This is a genomic window from Streptomyces sp. NPDC104226 (assembly GCF_055584085.1).
Genome location: NZ_JBVJMS010000015.1, coordinates 143,451 through 159,676, shown reverse-complemented (window position 1 = coordinate 159,676; position 16,226 = coordinate 143,451). Strand labels below are relative to the sequence as shown.

Here is a 16,226-nt window from a genome sequence, read left to right as displayed (position 1 = left end):
CCGTGGCCCTCGCCGTGTTCTTCGCCGCGGCGACGGCGGCCGGGTTCGCGGGGCTCTGCCTCGCGGGCCCGGCCCGTGCCCGCGGCCTCTACGCGCTGCCCGCCCTCGGGACGTGCGCCCTCATTCTGCTGCTCGCCGCGCTCGGCGCGGCCCTCCTCCACTGAGGACTGCTCACCATGGACTTCCCCACGTACGGCATCGTCTCGCTCGGCGGCGTCACCGTCGGCCTCTCCCTCCTCGGCTGGGAGATCGCCCGATGGTGGCCCGGCGCCAAGCAGGCCGGCAAGCCTAAGCACCTCTTGAAGCTCCTCCCGTTCCTCACCGTGTGGCTGTACGGCATGCTCCTGATCCTGTCCGCGGGCGGCCTGCTCGGCGCGGGCGCCGACTGGTCCCTGTGGGGCTCCTCCGCGATCGGTGACGCGGTCCTGGAGTACGGCGTCGGCGGCGACACCCCGGACGTCACCCGCTCCTCGCACCTCGTGCTCAGCCCCGGCGGGCACGCCGTCGTCATCATCGCCACCGTGGTCCTGATCGCGGTGTGGACCAAGCGGCGGGGCTTCAACTGGATGATCGTGCGCGCGATCATCTCCGGGATCAGCCTCGGCCTGGCCTCCGGTGTTGCCGGGGTGGCCGGGTACGTCCTCTCGCCGGTCGTCTCGGCCGCCGGGGACGCCGTGGCGGGCCTGCTGTGACCAGGCCCCGCCCGTCCCGCCTGGCGGTGCTCGCGCACCGTCTCGCGGTCGGCAACGGCCGGCTGCTGGAGTCGCCCTCCCGCTGGTTCGACGTACCCACCCTCGGCGCGCTGGTGGTCCGCATCGCCGTGCCGTTCAGCGGGTCGGTGTTCTACGGGCTGGTGCTCGGCCGGGCCCCGCAGTTCATCTACGCCGTGCCCGTGGCGTGGCTTGCTGCCGTGTGGTGGCTGTCCGATTCGTCCGCTCCTCCCCCACCGCTTCCCGAAGCCCCTCTCGGTGACGTTTACGCAGGTGAGATCGTGCGCGTTGACCGCGTCGAGTGGGGCCCGGAAGGGGTTGTGTGCATCGTCCACGTAGAGCGCGAGGGGGTGAACCCATCATGATCCGAGCCCTGTTGACGCGCCTCGCCGCGGAGTACTGCGAGCCGTGCGGCTGGTGGTCCAAGCCCTACTGCGGGCACTGACCCGCCGTTCTGCAACTGAGTGCACAAAGGGCCCCCGACGCGTGCGGATCGCGTCGGGGGCCCCGTTCATGGGCGAGCCAGGCCTACACCGGCGGGCGACCGGGCGTCGTGGTGGGCTTCGGCGACGGCAGGGGCGGGCCGGGGTCCGGCGGGGTCTGGGGGCTTCCGCTGCCGTGCTTACCCATCTCCAGGGTCATCTTCAGGATCCTTCCGGTGAGCTTGTAGATACCGAGCGGGGGGAACAGGTCGACGCGGGCCGGGTAGCCGGCCTCCGCGCAGGGGAGGCACAGCAGGTCTCGGCCGTGGGCGTGTTCGGCGGTACGGGCCGCTTGGACCGGACCCTGCCAACAGGCCTCGCACGTGGTGACGTCCGTCGTGGACGTGTCGAACTCCACGGTGATCACGTCCACATCTCCGGGTCTTCGGTGAAGCCGGTCCGGCGGATCGCGGTGACCGTCCGCTGGAGCCAGCCCGGAGCGATGGGCGCGGAGCCCGGGAGGGTCGGGTAGTGGTGCACGAACACGCCGAGCCGGGCCCCCACGGCGTAGTGGACCTCCGTGTTCTCCAGGAGCGCGTGGAGCCCCTTGTCGACGATCGTGGAGGGTACGAGGCGCTCGTCGCTCTGGGCGGCTGCTGCGACGAACTTGAGGGTCTCGACGATGACCTGCTCGGCGTACACCCAGCCGAAGGTCGGCTCGTTGCGGGCGAGCGTTGCGGTGACGGTCATGAACTCCTCGGGGTCGAGCAGGCCGCGTGCGTTGCGTTCGCCGGGCGCGGCGGTGATGACGCTGCCCGTGACGTCGGGCGACGGGAGTCCGCCTCCCTTGCCTGCGCTGCACGGCGGGGGCGGGGCTGGTGTGGACATGCTTCTCCCTTGGTCGTGAGGAAGGTGCGGGTCAGGTGGTGCCGACGACGATCGCGGCGAGGACGCCGAACACAGTCAGCACGTAGAGGATCTGGCGCCACCGCTCGGTCACAGGGCACGCGCCCGGATCGGCCGGCACTGCGGGTCGTTGCGCCGGTGGGCGTGTTGGTCCGGGCGCGCGGCGGACGCGGACTCGACCGGGATGGTCTCGTAGTCCGTGCTCCGGATCGTCCGGTCACACCGGCAGCAGATCCGCATCAGGGCACCTCCGGGTCGGGGCAGCACCACACCTCGACGTCCAGCACGTGCGCCCCATGCTGGCCGCGCAGGCGGCCGCGGGAGACGGCGCCGACCGTGAGGCGCTTGCCGCAGGCCACGCAGGCCCGGCCGGACGACTGCTCCAGGGGAAGGCCGTAGACCTCGGGCAGGGGCGCACTCGCGCACGGCAGGGCCGTCATGAGGCGGCCTGCGGCCGGAGGTTCGCCAACTGCCAGCGCGGCAGAAGGCCACGCTGCTCGCGGCAGGGGGCGCAGGCGTACAGGACCACCGGGGGCCCGCAGGTACGGCCGGCGAACTGGACCGGCCGCGCGGTCTCGGATGATCCAACGTGCCAGTGGCACCACTTCACGGGGCTGGTCTCGGCGCCCGTGGCGTCCGCGTATGTCGCCATGACCAGCACCGTAGGAACCCGGCGGGCTAGTTGTGCGGCCGATTGCGTTGGATTGCGCGCGGGGGCCCGGCTGTGCAGCCGGATTGCTCACGCAGCGTCGAGAGCACCCCGTACGCGGCTGAGGAGGCGCTGTGCAGCAGGCCCGTAGACGGCCGACTCGGCGAACCAGGACCAGGCCCGCTCGTAGAGCTGAATCGACTCCTCGTCGTCGAGCCACATCTCCGTGCCGATCGTCTCCACGATGACCAACCGACGGTCGTAGATCCAGAAGCCATGGGACGGCGCTCGGCGTAGATCCGCGTTGAACGGGACCACGCCGAGTTCCACGGTGTCCATGCCGACCAGTCCCATCAGCCGGTCCATCTGCGCGGCGTGCACTGCGGGCGGGGTCGTGCGGGCGTACAGCGCCCCTTCCCACAAGAGGAAGTTGAAGCTCTTGCCCGGGTCGTACAGGGCCTCCTGACGCCGTATGCGGGCCCGTACGGCGTCCTCGACGTCACGCGGTGTCTGGCGGAACTCCGAGTTCGCGGTGAAGGTGTGCCGCGCGTAGTCGGGCGTCTGGAACAGACCGGGGATCCGCACCATCTCTACGCCACGGATCATCTGCGTCGACGCGGTCTCGGCAATGGCCTGCTCTTGCCGAGGGCGGTGGCCGGACGCCAGCTGGCGCCGCCACGACCGGTAGTGCAGTTCGATGCCGGCGAGGCGCCCTTTCAACTCGCCCGCGACGTCGGGCCGCCCTGTGGCAGCGGCCCAAGCCTCCAGGTCCGCGAGGGTGGGGGTCTGCTTGCCGGTCTGCATGCGGCTCACCTTGCTCTGGTGCCAGCCGAGACGCGCTGCCAGTCCCTTGCCGTCTACGCCAGCCTCGGCGCGCAGCTCCTGGAGCCGGGCGCCGAGGGCCTCACGGCCACGCTGAAAGTCGGTCGTCACATCTCAGAACGTACCCGCGTCGCGAACTCGGTGGTGGGGATTGCGTAGTGCCAGGCTGCGTCCCGGGCTTGGCAGGCTGCGGCGATGTCTGCGGGGTCCTCGCTGAGGATTACGCCCAACGTGGTGTCGTCCTCGCCGAACACGAAGCGGGCCAGGAGTCGGGAGTCGAAGAGCCAGAAGTCCCAATCCGGGAGCCCAAGGCGCTCCGCCTGGGAGCGGGGAAGGTTGCGGATGTCCTCGCCCGCGGCGACGTTACCGAGGCCGGAGGCGAGGAGGTACGACTGGCCTTCGGTCGGGGGCTCGTCCACGATCCGGACCCGCTCGAAGCGGCGGCCCTCGGCGGTCGCCGCGGTCACGTTCTCCCTCCACGCGTCGAGCGGTTCGGAGGCGATGTCGGCGCCGGCCTTCCACCGCTCCCACTTCGGGGTGCCGCGGTCTGTCGCGTAGCTGCGGCGGGTCTCCAACCGCCAGGCGGTGTGCTTGAACTCGCGGAACATGTGCCTGATCTCGGAGAACGGGATCATCTCGCGTGACTCGGCGCGCGGTGCGAAGCGGGTGAGGAGGTCGCGGGGGACGGTCACGAACGTCTCGGAGGGCTTGACGTGGCGGAGCTGGGCGAGCTGCTCGGGGTCGGTGACGCGGTCGCCCTGGACGAGGATGTCGGCGGTGCCCTCGACCTCGTACAACGTGGGGCAGTCGCCATCGTCGCTGGTGGTGCCGATGAATCGCAGTCTCACAGCGGTCTCCGTTCGGACTGGTTGGGGACTCAGCATGCTTCGGCGTGCTCGGCCGTGGGGTCCGGTTGCACAAGATTGCGCGGAAGCTGGCCAGGGGCGGGGTTGCTCGCAACACAGCGGCGCCCGGCCTATCAGGTGACGGGCCGGGCGGGATGCGAATCAGCGGGTCAGCGCGCTTCGACGGTCGCGCCGATGGCGTCGGCCAGGCCGGGCACATCTGTCTGAAGCCGCTCGATGACGTGCTCGAAGGGGGCGTTGAACACCTCGCGGGCCTCGGCTGCCAGGGACCGGTCGCCGTTGAGGGCCATGGCCAGGACGGCGGCGGCCATGCGGCCGGGCCGGACGGCGCCGGCGGTGCCCTCGCCCATGACGGCGACGTGCGCGGGGTAGGTCTGGCCGCGGAACCCGTAGGCGGTCGACGGCCAGGGTCCGGCGGCCGGGTCTGCGCTCTTCAGATCCTCGTTGACCTTGACGGCCTGCTCGGCTACCTCGTGGATCCGTGCGGTGCGGGTGGCGGTGACTTCGAGCAGGTGCTCCAGCGCGGCCACGGCGTCCCGTACGGCGTCGGTGATGGGCTGTGTGTCGTCCGTCGAGATCAGCTTGCGGGCGGCGGTACCGATGGCCTTCGCGCGGGCGTCGCGGTCGGCAGCCTCGGCGGAGGCCAGCTTGCGTTCCGCAGCTTCGACCCGGAGGCCGGCGAGCTCGGCGAGCTGGCGTTGGGCGAGGATCTGCTCCCCGGTGACCCGCTCGTCGCCCTCGCGTACGCGCTCGGCCAGGTCGGCGACGAGCGTGCGGGCCTGCTCAGCCTCGGTACGGGCGGTGTCCAGCCCGGTGCGGGCTTCGTCGGGGGTCATCACGCCGCCCCCTGCTCGGCCGAGTAGCGGGCGGCCCGCATCCGGCGGGCGTCGCTCAGTCGGCTCCAGCCGGGGGTACCGAACAGGGCGGCGTCCCGGGCCATCTCGGCGTTCCGGCGCTCGCGCTCGGGGGCGGCGGCCTCGTTGGCGGCCTCCTGCCTTGCGGCGTAGTCCGCGTGGATCGCGGCCAGGAGATCAGGCCGCGGGCGCTGCTCTTGGTTCGTCTGCTCGGTCATCGTGCGTCTCCTCGCCGTAGCGGTATCGGTCGAGGTCGCGCTGTGTTGTCACCCACGTCCGGCCGACCCGCCAGGCGCTGAGCCGGCCGGACCCCAGGAGATAGGTAGCCCAGCGTCTGGAGCAGCCGAGCACCCGTGCAACCTCACTCGCTCCGAGCGTGGCTGAGTCGCCGATCACGCTTCCCTCGGAGGAAGTTGCAGGTAGAGGGGCGGGCCCTTGTGCGCTCGCGTGTAGGGCACGCAGGAGCTCCCGCGCCTCCGGGGTGAGTGCGCCCCCGGCCGTGCGCGTACGGGCCGAGAGGTAGAGCGTGGTGGCGGCGAACACGGTGGACGCGAGGCGGGCCGGTACGACGACCGACCCGTCTGCCAGTACCCGTGGCCCATCAGGCGCCGGTGCCACGGGCTCACCCATCGCCGTGCTCCCGTTCGGCCCGCCGCTCCAGCAGCAAGACGCGCACAGCGTCGGCCAGCCTGGCATGCCCGTCCGGCCCGGCCAGGATCGTGGCGCAGGCCCGCGCGGTGGCGTGCACGACGGTGACGAGGTCGTCCCACGGCAGGGTGACGAGGAGCTCGTCGACGTCGTGTGCCCGGTCCTCGGCCGCGGCCGCGAGGACGGCCCACGCGCGGTCGTGGAGCTCGCTGGGCGTGAGGATGTCCTCGCTCATCGGGCCGCCTCCATGACCTGCTGGGCGGCGAGGACGGCGCTCTGCGCGAGGATCCCCAGCTCCTTGTCCGGCACGGCCGTGGCGAGGGCTTCGAGGAGTGGGCCGCGGGGCGGGTCTGCGGTCGGATCGTGGAGCCATCCGAGGCCGTCCAGCATCACGGCCATGACGTCGCCGATGTCCATGCTGAAGCTGCGGCCAGCGGGCGTACGGAACTGCATGCGGTGGACGTTCCGGGACGCTTCCAGGGCTTGCAGGCGGCCGAGTTGCTGGCGGCGGTTCACCGGTCGCGCCTGTCGGCTTCGAGGGCGGTGAGCCGCTCCTCCAGGTCGAGGGACTCGCGGAGGGCGAGGGTGGCGTCAAGGAGGACTTTCGCGGCCTGTACGCGGGCCTGGCCGCGTTCGGTGTCGAGGGCGTCCACGAGGGTGTCCACGGCCTTGACGGCCCCGGCAGCGAGGCGGCCCACGGCGAGACGGAGGAGTTGCGTGCGGGCCTCGGCGACGTCCTGGGTGAACTGCTCGTCCTCACGCCAGCGGAGGACCGTGCGGGTCGAGACGCCGGCGTCGGTGGCGGCCTGGGCGTTACTCCGGCCCTGGGCCAGGGCGAGGACGGCGGCGGGCTTGGCGGTGGCGGTCATGGGGTCCTTTCCGGGAGATCAGGGGCGGCGGTCGGGGCCTCGCGTGCGCGCGCGAGACGGGAGCCGCCGCGACCGGACGTTCAGATGGGGGTGTTGTCGCCGATCTGCTGGCGGGTCTGGTCGAGGGCGGCGAGGAGTTGGAGGTGGTCGTCGTCGGTGCGGGTCCAGCCGTTGAGGGCGATGGCGACGTGCATGAGGACGTCGTGTCGTGTGGCGCCGGCCTGTAGGAGGTCTCGGGCTTCGTGGCCGAGTCGGAAGAGGCGTTGGCGGAGGAGGTCGGTCACGGGGTGCTCCTGGCGGCTCGGAGGGTGTCGGGGAGGCTGCTGAGGGTGCCTTCGAGGACGGGGCATCCGTCGTCGTGGTGGATGACCAGGTGGGGGTTTCCGTGCTTGTCGGTGCGGGCTTCGGTTTCGCTCGTGCAGTGGCCGCAGCGGTAGTTCGCGATGACGAGGGCGATGAGGTCTGCGGGTCCGGCGATGAGGTTGGACATGGGGTTCTCCTTCAGCACATGACGTGGCGGTCGTGGCCTTGTGAGGCCCATTCGGTGTCGAGTTCGCCGCCGCAGACAGAGCAGGCCGGCGGTTCCGCCGCCGCCGGTTCCCTCTCTAGAAGGAGAGAGGGAACCACCGGCGCGCACGGGGGTGGTGTCTGTGTGTTCCCAACCGGTGCGGAACCGGTTTGACCTGCTCTTTTCCCGGTGTTGGTTCCGGTGTCGGGAACCGCCAGAGCGGTTTGGTCAGGGAACCGCTCCTGGCACCGGTCCTTGCGGAAGTTCGCAACCTCCTGAAGCTTTTCGTCGCGGGCGGGGATGCCCAGCTTCTGGAGCTCGGTACGGAGTCGTCGGCGCCCGTAGTCGCTGGGCACATTCGCGGCGTCGAGGCGGGCGGCCAGCCACTCCACCGACCCTTCGAGGGGCTCCCGGTTGGCGACGGCGTCGAGGGAGACCAGCACGAGGGACGTGACGGGTCGGCCGTCGGGCTTGAACTCTCCGTTGAGGGAGATCTTCCGCAGGCCGAACTGCTGCCCGTCGCCCTCTTCCTCGTCCTTCTGCTTGCCGCTCTTCACGGTCAGTACGAAGTTGGAGAGCCGGTCGCCCTTGCGGCTGATCATCAGCTCGGAGTGCAAGGCGCCCTTGACCGCCGATGCACCGCGGCCGTGCTCGCCCTGGTGTCCGGTGTGGTGGACGAGGGTGACGCAGGCGCCGGTGACCTCGCGGAGGCGGTCGAGGCGGGCAACGACGCGGCCCATCTCGGTGTTGGAGTTCTCCTCGATGCCGACCGTGATGCGCGCCTGCGTGTCGACGACGATGAGGGACGGCTCCATACGGCGCATCACCTCGGTGAGGACTTCCCATTCCGGGGCCATGGCCTGCACGGGCCGCGGCAGGAAGCGGACGTTGTCCATGCGCAGGCCGTGGTGCTGCTCCCATGCGCGGACGCGCTTGCGGATGCCTTCGGCGCCCTCGGCAACGAGGTAGACGACGGTGCCCTGGCGGACGTACTGACCGTGCCACTTCATGCCGGTGCCGATGTGCGCGCACACGTCGAGGAGCACGAACGACTTGAACGTCCCCGACGGGCCGATTGCTCGGGCGAGGGTGTTGCGGTGGAGCAGGTCCCCGAGGAGGGGCTCCAGCGGCCTGAGCTTGTCGAGGCCGTCGGTGTCGAGGAGTTCGCCGGCCATGGCGGCCACGCACTTCTCGAAGTGCTCTTCGGAGGTCAGCTCCTCACCTTCGGTGGCGTCGGGCGTCGGGGCGGGGGCGCTCGTGGGGGTGTTGGCTGTCTGTTCGGGGATGCGCAGGCCCAAGTAGTCGTTCCGGGTGTCCGATCGGGCTGGGGGCGGCCAGGGGTGGCGGGGCTGCGCCATGCCAGCACGGAGTCCCGATTCGATGGTGGCGACCGCGCGGCCCTCCGGGTGATTACCGGCGCGTGCTGCGCCGAGGAGCGTCTCCCGAGCCTCGCCCTCCGGCAGGGCGTCCGCGCCGACCAGCGTCCCGACGTTGAACGCGGCGCGGTTGATCGTGTCGTTCTGCTCACCGTCGGCCGCGTGGACGATCGCGTCGCACTCGGCCTGCACAGCCTTCTGCGTGTACGCGTCCTGGCTGCCGACCGGCGCCACGAATGCACCCGGAGGCGGCGCAGGACGGGGCGGTGCGGGCCGAAGGAGAGCGAGGAGCCACTCCGGTGCGTCGACCGGATCGGGCCCGCCTCCGGGCGCGTACGGGCCCTTCGCCGACACGGAGGGCGGGGCGACGACCTGCCCGCCCTCTGCGCGGATGTCGAGGCCGGCGCCGAGCTTGCCCGCGCTGTTCCGCGGGTTGAAACCGGGCCAGTTCCAGAGGAAGTGCAGACCCCCCGACCCGGTACCGTGCCAGCGGGTCTCCGGCAGGTCGCCGTACTGCGCCTGCAATGCGGCGAGGCTGTCGAAACCGCCGCTGTCCGGGTCGACGTCGAGGACGAAGATGCCGGAGGCCTCGCCGGTCGCGATGCCGATGTTGGCATTGGGGCGCTGGCTCCACCACGCGGTGATCTGCTGGTCGTCGGCGCTGGCGTTGGCTTGCCAGGCGCCGTGTACCGGGTGCTTGCCGCCCTGCCGGTAGTCGTGCTTGGGGTCCTGTTTGAGGTTCCCGCAGGTGCACTTGCCGTCGACGACGTGGTGCAGGGGAAGAACTCTCCAGCCGCGTTTGCCGTACCACCGGGCGAACTCGATCATCGGCGGAACGGCGTTCACCGGGGCGGCGGGACCCGGGTTGTCGACGTGCGTGGTCAACGTGCTGACTCCGTCTTCTCCGTCGCGATCTCCTCGGCGAGAGCCAGGAGGTCAGCAACCCAGCCGCGGGCGGCCGTGCGTACGGCGTGTGCGGACGGCTGGTCTTCGAGGTCGGCTCGGATGGAGCCCATGGTCATGACCCGACGGGCGTGCTCGGCGCGTGCGCGCCTCAGGAGCGGGTCGGTGTGAGGGCAGAGCGGCCAGTGCCCGCCGGGCACGCCCGAAGGCCCTGCCGCGGGTGCGGCAGGGCGATCGGTCGTGCGGGTCGTCGTCACCGACCGGCCTCGGCCTGTACGCCGCTGATCAGCTCGGCGACCTCGGCGAGCACGGCCTTCGAGTCACCGGCCCGCCAGATGAGGTTCCCCACGTAGTCGAGGAACTTCACGAAGTTCGGGTCCTGGCCGTGCTCGCTTTCCTTCATCTCGGCGATCTCGACGAGGACGGCGATCGCCCGCGGGGTGAGCGGGGGCAGGTCTTCCCGGCGGCAGGCCTTGATTGAGGCGGCCCGGTCGGCGGTGGGGTCCGCGAGCGGCTGTCCAGCGGGGGTGGTCGCGGCGATGCCGGCAACGGCCGCGCTGGTGGTGCGCCGGTCCGCGTTGTAGATGTCGAGATCCGTGCTCGCGAGGACAGGGAGGTTGGCGTTACGCTGCATGGTGAGTCTCCGATCTGCGGCGGCCGGGTTGCACCCCGGTCACTCGCTCTTCAGCTGGCGTGCTGGTAGGGGCTCTCGACAGACGGCGCTGGGGTTGGCCCCTCGGCGCCGCTGTCGTTTCCGGGTGCCTGTCGGCTGGCGAGGCCGAGTAGGGCGACGATCCGTCGGGCCTGCTGCTCTGTGAGCGGCCGTTCGGCGTAGATGTCGGACAGGGTGCGTGCGCTCATGCCGCGTCCCGCAGGGCGGCGATCGCCTCGGTGTAGGCCTCCAGGAACTTGCCTCGGGGCGTCCGGAGTCCGGCCTCCCAGAAGCTCACCGCCTGGCGGCTTACCCCGATCGCGTCCGCGAGTTCCTGCTGAGTCAGCCCAGCCGTTGCGCGAAGCGCTCGGCGCTCGCTCGGCTCGGGCAACCCCCGGCGAACATGCAGGCGGGATCGAACCCGCTCAGCGACTGTTGCGGTCATGTGGCCAACTCTGACAGACATGGGCACTGCATGCAACCACCCTTGACTGACCTGGTGAGCTGACGTGGCTCGTTGACTCAACGTGGCGCCACTTGAGATGGTGATCCGGTGACTACTCCCGAGACCCCGGGCCCCAAATCCACCGCTACGGGCGGCGACCTGCGCCTGAACGTCGACATCGACAGAACCGGCGACGCCAACCGCTTCACGTTCCGCTCAGCACCGGCCGACCCCTCAGCCTGGCGCGCATCCGGAGACGTCGTGCGCGGCCACCAGGGCCTGAAGATCACTCGCCTAGAGGTCACCTGCCCCGACGAGCACCCCAGCGGCATCACGGGCGGCCTGATGCGCCAGATTCCCCTAGGGACCCTGCTAGACCACGTACGCGGCGCCATCGCCCTGCACGACATCCCGCGGGTCACGCAGATCGATGCCCCTTCCGTACCCAGCGGCGGGCGCACAGTCATGAGTGACGCTCTCCTGCGGTCGGTCGCCTCCGCATACCTCCGAGAGACCGCACCAGGCCGGCCAAGCGGGGCGGTCCGGCGCATCGCCGAGGAGTTCGAGCGCCCAGAAGAGACGATCCGCACGTGGGTCGGCCGGGCTCGCAAGGCTGGATGGCTGGGGCCCTCGGTGAAAGGCCGCTCGGGTGCCGAGCCTGGCCCGCGGTTCTTCGAGCACGCCATGTTTGAGCGCGTGGACGGCTCGGAGCGGGTTCTCGCCCCCGCTGGCACAGAGAACTACCGCAAGATGTCGGAGTCGGAAGACTGGGTCCGCTGGTCAGACGAGAAGACCGCCGAGTACAAGCAGCAAATCCAGGAGCGGCACGAAGCCCTGCCCACCGAGGAGTAGACCCGGGGAACGACGAAGGCCCGGCATTTCGCCGGGCCTTCGTCACGCGTCCAGCGGCACGAGCCGGCCGGGGTTGAACTTGTTCCCGTAGCTGCGGTCGTGGGGGAGCACGTCGTAGCCGGGCACCAGGGCAAGGATGACGTCGCGCCGTTCCGCCGGGGTCAGGCGCCCCCAACCGGTCGTCACATCGCCCTCCAGGAGCGCGCGGAGCACCCTCGGCGCCCGGGAGTGGATGAGCGCCCGCGACTCCTTCACGCGAGCCTCCACGATCCGGCGAGCCTCGGTGTACTCCGGGAACGTGATCTCGCGCCGGGCCCACATGGCGGCCATCTGCTTGAGCTGCGCTTCGTCCTCGGCGAGCTCGGCGCGAGCGTCCGCGCTCGTCTCGGTGTCGGCGACGTGCCGCAGCTGCTCCAGGACGGCGGGCTTGCTCAGCAGCTCCAGAACCTGCCGCTCCACCTCGTCCTCGACGAACGCGGCCTTCACCGCGATCTTCCCGCAGCCCCCCTGCGGGGTGGCGCACCAGTACCGGACTCCGCCAGTGCCCTGCCACCCCATGAGCATGCGGCCGCAGAGCGAACAGCGGAGTACGCCGGTCAGCCACCGCTGGAGTGTGAGATCGACGCTCCGTGCGCGGCCGGCCAGGCGGGCACAGATCCGCTCCCACGTCTCGACGGGGATGATGGCCTCCCACACGGCCTTACCGACGATCTCGCCTTTGTAGGCGCGCAGGCCCGCCACGGACGGCTTCGTGACGACCGACCGGACGGACCGGTCGCCCCAGGGCTTCCCGGTCACCGTGGGTACCTTGCGGCGCTTCAGGTCGGCGGCGATGGAGTTCAGGCTCTCGCCGACCTCGGGCACGATCTTGGCGCGCTCCTCGTCGGTCCAGCCGTCCCACTCACCGAGGACCCGGGCGCCGATCTCGCGCAGGATGGCGGCCTCGGCCTCAACCGGCTCGTGCCCATCGGCGGTGTACCCGTAGCCGCGGAACCCTCCCCCACCGGGCTTGCCCTCGGCGGCGAGCTCCTCGTGCTTGCGGGTGACGCGCCGTGCGGTGTCTCGGCTGCTCTTGTTGGCCACGGCGACCATGACCCTCGCCATCGTGATGTTGGCGTCGTTGTCGAGCCGCAGGGAGCCCGTCACGGACTCCACGGGGATCCGGGGCCGGCGGGACTCGACGACGTCGATGAGGTCTTCGAGGTCGCGCGGGTCGCGGGCGACGCGGTCGAGGTCGTCAGCCATCAGACCGTCCGCCTCTCCCGAGGCGAGGAGCTCCAGGGCGCGGCGAAACCCTGGCCGTACGGTGCGCAGGGCGCTGGTCCCGTCGGGGAGCTTGATCTTGCGCCGCTTGAAGGCCGAGGTGTCGTCCTCGGGGATCACCTCGGCGATCTGCCAGCCGAGCCGCTCGGCGAGCGCGCGTCCGTCGTCCTCCTGGCGGCCGATGCCCTTGGAAAACTCAGCGCGGCGCCGCTTCCCCTCACCCTCGGCGCCGGCCTCCTCGACGTCGTCCTCGGGCTTGCGGTAGCTGATTCGAACAAGCAGGACTGCTCTCGTCGGCTTCATAGCCATAGGTTAGCGGGTACATGTAGGATCACCGATCCCGTTGACCTGTCGGAGCTCCTCCACGGAGCGGAAGCCCCCGCGGGCCGTGCGGAAGTCCACGATGTGCTGCGCGAGGACCGGGCCGACCCCCGGCAGGCCGTCCAGTTGCTCCGCCGTGGCCGTGCCGAGGCTCAGCGGCCCCGCCCCCGGACCTCCACGGCCCGTCGTCGGCGGCGGTGGGGCCGGAGCACCCACCAGCACCTGCTCGCCGTCCATCAGGACTCGGGCCCGGTTCAGGCCGGTGGTGTCCGTCCCGGGCCGCACTCCCCCGGCGGCGGCCAGGGCGTCCTCCACCCGCGAGCCGGGAGGCAGCTTGCGCACCCCCGGGTCACGGACCTTGCCGCTGACGTCCACCAGGATGGGACCGGCACCGGAGCCGGGGCCCGCCCGCGCCACGGTCGGGGACGGCAGGGCGGCCGCCGCGGGCGCCACCACGGCGGGTGCGGTCACCGGCCGGGGCCGGGCCGCCCCGTACTGCTGCACGGCGAACCCGACGGCGACGACGAGCACCACCGCGACGGCTGCCACCGTGCGCGGCTCCACCCCGCAGCGGGTCTGCAGCCACACGGGCAGCCGTTCCCGCACCGCGAGCCACCGCAAAGCCCCGCCGGGCGCCGGCTCCCCACCCTCGGACGGAGCAGCCGCCTCGCCCCGGCCCGGCTCACCGGCGCCCCGGCCCGCCCGATCGGGACCGGCCGGCGGATCCGGCCGGGCAACGGCCTCGGGCCCGGCACCGGCGGCGCCGGCGTCCGGTGGCGCCTCCCCGGTCGGCGGCGGCGGAGCCCCCGGAGGGCGGACCGGTCCGAGCAGGGCCTCGGCCCGGCGCCGCATGACCTCGGGGTCGGGGCGGCCGGGCCGCGGTCCGCGGCGATGCCGCAGACGGCCGTCGGAGAGGCGGGGACGGCCGGGGCCACTGGTGGCGCCGGCGGGACCTGACGTGCGCGTACGAAGAGTCATGCCACGACGGTAGGGCCGCGCCGCGACCCGCGTTCGGAAGCCTCAATTCCGGTGGATGGCCCGGCCGTTGTGGATATCCCCGTCACTCGATCCAGTGATCAGCGCGGGGAGACGACCGCAGCCAGCAACCCCGGTCCGGTGTGGGCCCCGATCACCGCGCCGACCTCGCTGACGTGCAGCTCGACCAGCCCGGGGATGCGCTCGCGAAGCCGCTGCGCGAGCTTCTCCGCACGCTCCGGGGCCGCGAGGTGGTGCACGGCCACGTCGACGGGGCCGGAGGCGGCACGCTCGACGGCCAGCTCCTCCAGGCGGGCAATGGCCTTGGAGGCCGTACGCACCTTCTCCAGCATCTCGATCCGCCCGCCGTCCAGCGTCAGCAGCGGCTTGACCGCGAGCGCCGAGCCGAGCAGGGCCTGCGCGGCACCGATGCGGCCGCCGCGGCGGAGGTAGTCGAGGGTGTCGACGTAGAAGTACGCGGACATGCCGGCGGCCCGCTTCTCCGCGGCGGCAACGGCCTCGTCGAGGGACCCCCCGGCTTCGGCCACCTCCGCCGCGGCCAGGGCGCAGAAGCCCAGGGCCATGGCGACCATGCCGGTGTCGACGACGCGGACGGGCACCGTGGCGGTCTTCGCGGCGAGCACGGCGGCGTCGTAGGTGCCGGAGAACTCCGCCGACAGGTGCAGGCTGACGATGCCGGTCGCACCGGCCTCCACGGCGGCCCGGTAGGCCCGGACGAAGTCCTCGGGACTGGGGCGGGAGGTGGTGACCGAGCGGCGCTTCTGCAGGGCCAGGGCCAGGCTCCTGGCCGAGATCTCGGTGCCCTCTTCCAGGGCCTCGTCGCCGAGGACCACGGTCAGCGGGACGGAGGTGATTCCGTGCCGCGCCATGGCCGGTTGGGGCAGGTAGGCCGTGGAATCCGTGACGATCGCGACATGGCGGGACATGAGGCGGAGGTTACCGGCAGTGGGGGTGTTCCGGCAGCCCGGGTCTGCCGGTGGCCCTCCGGGTGCCCCGGGCTGCCGGGCTCCCGCCCAGGTTCGCCGGGCTCCCGCCCGCGGTTCCACCGGGTCCGCCGCTGCGACGGCTGTGGGTGGTCGGCCCTGCGGGGCTGGGTCCCCTACCCGCCCTTCCACCGTTCCCCGGGCGCTGCCCGGACCCGCGCCTCAAACGCCGGCGAGGCTGGGGGTGTCCCGGGGCACTGCCCGGACCTGCGCCTCAAACGCCGGCGAGGGGGTGTCCCGGGGCACTGCCCGGACCTGCGCCTCAAACGCCGGCGAGGCTGAGTGGGAGCCCCGGGCTGCGCCCGGACCCCCCTGGGGCGCCGCCCCAGGCCCTGCGCCTCAAACGCCGGCGAGGCTGGGGGTGACCCGGGCGCCGGCCGGGCTGGAAAGCCCCCGGGGCCTGCGGCTCAGGTCGTTGCTTCCGGGCGGCGGGTCTTCTGCCAGGGGTACTGGGGGGTGGGGGTGGGTTCCGAGAGGGCTGCGGGCTGGGGGGTGTCCCATGCGGGGGGCGCGGGCGTCGGCGTGGCGTGGGGGAGGTCGTCCGCCGGGGCGCGGGACCAGTCCCGCAGGGCGCCCGACTCGACGTCGATCTGGGCCGACAGGTGCGACAGGTCGTCTTCCGCGAAGCGCCGCGCACGGTCGCGCGCCGCCCAGCGCAGCGAGTCCGAGGCCTGGGTGATCTGCGCCGTGCGCTCCCGCAGCTCCGGCAGGACCGCCGCGATCCGCTGCCGGTCGGGCTCCGCCTCCATGCGCTTCAGTTCGTCGTCGAGTTCGTGTCCGTGCGCGCTCAGCCGCTCGAACAGCCCGATCGACTCCTTCAGCGAGGCGTCCGTCTGGACCCCCTGGTACAGCGCCTGCTGCGTCGCCCGCATCGAGTTCCGCAGGTCCAGCCGCAGCGTGGCCAGCGCGCCGGGGACACCGACCTGGCCGAAGCTGCGGGCCTTCAGGGTGGTGTCCTCCACCGTGCGGCGGGCCTGGGTGATGGTGCGGTCCACGCCGCGCGCGGCGGCCTTGACCACCTTCGTCGTCACGTAGACACCGAGCCCCAGGAAGGCGAACAGCAGCACCAGGGCCACGATGATAAAAGCCGCCTCCATGAGGGTCCCTTCCCCAGCCGTTTACGTCCCTTCCACCGTAAACGCCACGGGCAGGCCGCGGGTTCCAATCGAACCCCCAACCTG

The 16,226-nt window shown here is 71.8% G+C and carries 25 protein-coding genes; 4 read left to right on the top strand and 21 right to left on the bottom strand.

All coding sequences use genetic code 11. The annotated features are described in order from the left end of the window. The first annotated feature begins 2 nt into the window (after positions 1-2). From ACZ60J_RS36325 to ACZ60J_RS36315, 3 genes are read left to right on the top strand one after another with little or no spacing between them, the layout of a single operon-like run. Positions 3-164: a hypothetical protein gene (locus ACZ60J_RS36325; protein WP_469688446.1), complete on the top strand. Its 162-nt coding sequence runs from the start codon at positions 3-5 to the stop codon at positions 162-164. 12 nt (positions 165-176) lie between these two features. Continuing rightward, on the top strand, positions 177-692 hold the full coding sequence (locus ACZ60J_RS36320) for a hypothetical protein (protein WP_469688445.1): 516 nt from the start codon (positions 177-179) through the stop codon (positions 690-692). Further along, positions 689-1,075 carry a hypothetical protein gene (locus ACZ60J_RS36315; RefSeq protein ID WP_469688444.1) on the top strand — a complete coding sequence of 129 codons (387 nt, stop codon included), beginning with the start codon at positions 689-691 and terminating at the stop codon, positions 1,073-1,075. The genes ACZ60J_RS36320 and ACZ60J_RS36315 overlap by 4 nt, the downstream gene beginning before the upstream one ends. Before the next feature lie 163 nt (positions 1,076-1,238). Here ACZ60J_RS36315 and ACZ60J_RS36310 read toward each other — a convergent pair whose 3' ends face one another. The 17 genes from ACZ60J_RS36310 to ACZ60J_RS36230 form a co-directional block, all read right to left on the bottom strand. Then, on the bottom strand, positions 1,239-1,559 hold the full coding sequence (locus ACZ60J_RS36310) for a hypothetical protein (protein ID WP_469688443.1): 321 nt from the start codon (positions 1,557-1,559) through the stop codon (positions 1,239-1,241). Further along, on the bottom strand, positions 1,556-2,020 hold the full coding sequence (locus ACZ60J_RS36305; RefSeq protein ID WP_469688442.1) for a glycine-rich domain-containing protein: 465 nt from the start codon (positions 2,018-2,020) through the stop codon (positions 1,556-1,558). The genes ACZ60J_RS36310 and ACZ60J_RS36305 overlap by 4 nt, the downstream gene beginning before the upstream one ends. A gap of 257 nt (positions 2,021-2,277) precedes the next feature. Continuing rightward, the gene (locus ACZ60J_RS36300) at positions 2,278-2,478 is read right to left on the bottom strand and encodes a hypothetical protein (protein WP_469688441.1); all 201 of its coding nucleotides are present in this window, start codon (positions 2,476-2,478) and stop codon (positions 2,278-2,280) included. Next, entirely contained in the window at positions 2,475-2,690 is a 216-nt protein-coding gene (locus ACZ60J_RS36295) for a hypothetical protein (protein ID WP_469688440.1), read from the bottom strand. Before ACZ60J_RS36295 ends, ACZ60J_RS36300 begins: the two co-directional genes overlap by 4 nt. Positions 2,691-2,777: 87 nt before the next feature. Beyond that, complete coding sequence (locus ACZ60J_RS36290; protein ID WP_469688439.1) at positions 2,778-3,620, bottom strand: helix-turn-helix domain-containing protein; 843 nt, start codon at positions 3,618-3,620, stop codon at positions 2,778-2,780. Next, positions 3,617-4,357 carry a DUF6879 family protein gene (locus tag ACZ60J_RS36285; RefSeq protein ID WP_469688438.1) on the bottom strand — a complete coding sequence of 247 codons (741 nt, stop codon included), beginning with the start codon at positions 4,355-4,357 and terminating at the stop codon, positions 3,617-3,619. Before ACZ60J_RS36285 ends, ACZ60J_RS36290 begins: the two co-directional genes overlap by 4 nt. Before the next feature lie 167 nt (positions 4,358-4,524). Then, a complete protein-coding gene (locus tag ACZ60J_RS36280) occupies positions 4,525-5,211 on the bottom strand; it encodes a hypothetical protein (RefSeq protein ID WP_469688437.1) in 687 nt (228 codons plus the stop codon). Then, positions 5,211-5,447, bottom strand: coding sequence for a hypothetical protein (locus ACZ60J_RS36275; protein WP_469688436.1), 237 nt, complete (start codon positions 5,445-5,447; stop codon positions 5,211-5,213). The genes ACZ60J_RS36280 and ACZ60J_RS36275 overlap by 1 nt, the downstream gene beginning before the upstream one ends. A 404-nt stretch (positions 5,448-5,851) precedes the next feature. Beyond that, the gene (locus ACZ60J_RS36270) at positions 5,852-6,112 is read right to left on the bottom strand and encodes a hypothetical protein (protein ID WP_469688435.1); all 261 of its coding nucleotides are present in this window, start codon (positions 6,110-6,112) and stop codon (positions 5,852-5,854) included. After that, complete coding sequence (locus ACZ60J_RS36265; protein ID WP_469688434.1) at positions 6,109-6,393, bottom strand: hypothetical protein; 285 nt, start codon at positions 6,391-6,393, stop codon at positions 6,109-6,111. The genes ACZ60J_RS36270 and ACZ60J_RS36265 overlap by 4 nt, the downstream gene beginning before the upstream one ends. Further along, positions 6,390-6,746, bottom strand: coding sequence for a hypothetical protein (locus tag ACZ60J_RS36260; protein ID WP_469688433.1), 357 nt, complete (start codon positions 6,744-6,746; stop codon positions 6,390-6,392). The genes ACZ60J_RS36265 and ACZ60J_RS36260 overlap by 4 nt, the downstream gene beginning before the upstream one ends. A gap of 80 nt (positions 6,747-6,826) precedes the next feature. Further along, complete coding sequence (locus tag ACZ60J_RS36255; RefSeq protein ID WP_469688432.1) at positions 6,827-7,030, bottom strand: hypothetical protein; 204 nt, start codon at positions 7,028-7,030, stop codon at positions 6,827-6,829. Then, a complete protein-coding gene (locus ACZ60J_RS36250) occupies positions 7,027-7,236 on the bottom strand; it encodes a hypothetical protein (protein ID WP_469688431.1) in 210 nt (69 codons plus the stop codon). The genes ACZ60J_RS36255 and ACZ60J_RS36250 overlap by 4 nt, the downstream gene beginning before the upstream one ends. Before the next feature lie 11 nt (positions 7,237-7,247). Beyond that, positions 7,248-9,515 carry a bifunctional DNA primase/polymerase gene (locus ACZ60J_RS36245; protein WP_469688430.1) on the bottom strand — a complete coding sequence of 756 codons (2,268 nt, stop codon included), beginning with the start codon at positions 9,513-9,515 and terminating at the stop codon, positions 7,248-7,250. Continuing rightward, positions 9,512-9,646, bottom strand: coding sequence for a hypothetical protein (locus tag ACZ60J_RS36240; RefSeq protein WP_469688429.1), 135 nt, complete (start codon positions 9,644-9,646; stop codon positions 9,512-9,514). Before ACZ60J_RS36240 ends, ACZ60J_RS36245 begins: the two co-directional genes overlap by 4 nt. 140 nt (positions 9,647-9,786) lie before the next feature. Continuing rightward, complete coding sequence (locus ACZ60J_RS36235; RefSeq protein WP_469688428.1) at positions 9,787-10,167, bottom strand: hypothetical protein; 381 nt, start codon at positions 10,165-10,167, stop codon at positions 9,787-9,789. Positions 10,168-10,390: 223 nt separating this feature from the next. Beyond that, positions 10,391-10,630, bottom strand: a complete 240-nt coding sequence (locus tag ACZ60J_RS36230; RefSeq protein ID WP_469688427.1) for a helix-turn-helix transcriptional regulator — start codon at positions 10,628-10,630, stop codon at positions 10,391-10,393. A 108-nt stretch (positions 10,631-10,738) separates the two neighbouring features. Between ACZ60J_RS36230 and ACZ60J_RS36225 the strand changes: the two genes are divergently transcribed. Beyond that, positions 10,739-11,482, top strand: coding sequence for a hypothetical protein (locus ACZ60J_RS36225; RefSeq protein WP_469688426.1), 744 nt, complete (start codon positions 10,739-10,741; stop codon positions 11,480-11,482). A gap of 42 nt (positions 11,483-11,524) precedes the next feature. Here ACZ60J_RS36225 and ACZ60J_RS36220 read toward each other — a convergent pair whose 3' ends face one another. The 4 genes from ACZ60J_RS36220 to ACZ60J_RS36205 all read right to left on the bottom strand — a co-directional run bounded on the left by ACZ60J_RS36220 (position 11,525) and on the right by ACZ60J_RS36205 (position 16,142). Further along, the gene (locus ACZ60J_RS36220; RefSeq protein WP_469688425.1) at positions 11,525-13,048 is read right to left on the bottom strand and encodes a recombinase family protein; all 1,524 of its coding nucleotides are present in this window, start codon (positions 13,046-13,048) and stop codon (positions 11,525-11,527) included. A gap of 9 nt (positions 13,049-13,057) precedes the next feature. Continuing rightward, complete coding sequence (locus tag ACZ60J_RS36215) at positions 13,058-14,044, bottom strand: ComEA family DNA-binding protein (protein ID WP_469688424.1); 987 nt, start codon at positions 14,042-14,044, stop codon at positions 13,058-13,060. Positions 14,045-14,142: 98 nt separating this feature from the next. Beyond that, entirely contained in the window at positions 14,143-14,988 is an 846-nt protein-coding gene (locus tag ACZ60J_RS36210) for a DegV family protein (RefSeq protein WP_469688423.1), read from the bottom strand. A gap of 464 nt (positions 14,989-15,452) precedes the next feature. Beyond that, on the bottom strand, positions 15,453-16,142 hold the full coding sequence (locus ACZ60J_RS36205) for a hypothetical protein (protein ID WP_469688422.1): 690 nt from the start codon (positions 16,140-16,142) through the stop codon (positions 15,453-15,455). Positions 16,143-16,226 lie beyond the last annotated feature (84 nt).

Excerpts from the sequence above, each read along its gene's own strand:
- ACZ60J_RS36210 (WP_469688423.1), bottom strand. The coding sequence starts at position 14,988 with ATGTCCCGCCATGTCGCGATCGTCACGGATTCCACGGCCTACCTGCCC.
- ACZ60J_RS36260 (WP_469688433.1), bottom strand. The coding sequence starts at position 6,746 with ATGACCGCCACCGCCAAGCCCGCCGCCGTCCTCGCCCTGGCCCAGGGC.
- ACZ60J_RS36275 (WP_469688436.1), bottom strand. The coding sequence starts at position 5,447 with ATGACCGAGCAGACGAACCAAGAGCAGCGCCCGCGGCCTGATCTCCTG.
- ACZ60J_RS36320 (WP_469688445.1), top strand. The coding sequence starts at position 177 with ATGGACTTCCCCACGTACGGCATCGTCTCGCTCGGCGGCGTCACCGTC.
- ACZ60J_RS36300 (WP_469688441.1), bottom strand. The coding sequence starts at position 2,478 with ATGACGGCCCTGCCGTGCGCGAGTGCGCCCCTGCCCGAGGTCTACGGC.
- ACZ60J_RS36215 (WP_469688424.1), bottom strand. The coding sequence starts at position 14,044 with ATGACTCTTCGTACGCGCACGTCAGGTCCCGCCGGCGCCACCAGTGGC.
- ACZ60J_RS36220 (WP_469688425.1), bottom strand. The coding sequence starts at position 13,048 with ATGAAGCCGACGAGAGCAGTCCTGCTTGTTCGAATCAGCTACCGCAAG.
- ACZ60J_RS36235 (WP_469688428.1), bottom strand. The coding sequence starts at position 10,167 with ATGCAGCGTAACGCCAACCTCCCTGTCCTCGCGAGCACGGATCTCGAC.
- ACZ60J_RS36240 (WP_469688429.1), bottom strand. The coding sequence starts at position 9,646 with ATGGGCTCCATCCGAGCCGACCTCGAAGACCAGCCGTCCGCACACGCC.
- ACZ60J_RS36250 (WP_469688431.1), bottom strand. The coding sequence starts at position 7,236 with ATGTCCAACCTCATCGCCGGACCCGCAGACCTCATCGCCCTCGTCATC.
- ACZ60J_RS36205 (WP_469688422.1), bottom strand. The coding sequence starts at position 16,142 with ATGGAGGCGGCTTTTATCATCGTGGCCCTGGTGCTGCTGTTCGCCTTC.
- ACZ60J_RS36280 (WP_469688437.1), bottom strand. The coding sequence starts at position 5,211 with ATGACCCCCGACGAAGCCCGCACCGGGCTGGACACCGCCCGTACCGAG.
- ACZ60J_RS36270 (WP_469688435.1), bottom strand. The coding sequence starts at position 6,112 with ATGAGCGAGGACATCCTCACGCCCAGCGAGCTCCACGACCGCGCGTGG.
- ACZ60J_RS36230 (WP_469688427.1), bottom strand. The coding sequence starts at position 10,630 with ATGACCGCAACAGTCGCTGAGCGGGTTCGATCCCGCCTGCATGTTCGC.
- ACZ60J_RS36305 (WP_469688442.1), bottom strand. The coding sequence starts at position 2,020 with ATGTCCACACCAGCCCCGCCCCCGCCGTGCAGCGCAGGCAAGGGAGGC.
- ACZ60J_RS36295 (WP_469688440.1), bottom strand. The coding sequence starts at position 2,690 with ATGGCGACATACGCGGACGCCACGGGCGCCGAGACCAGCCCCGTGAAG.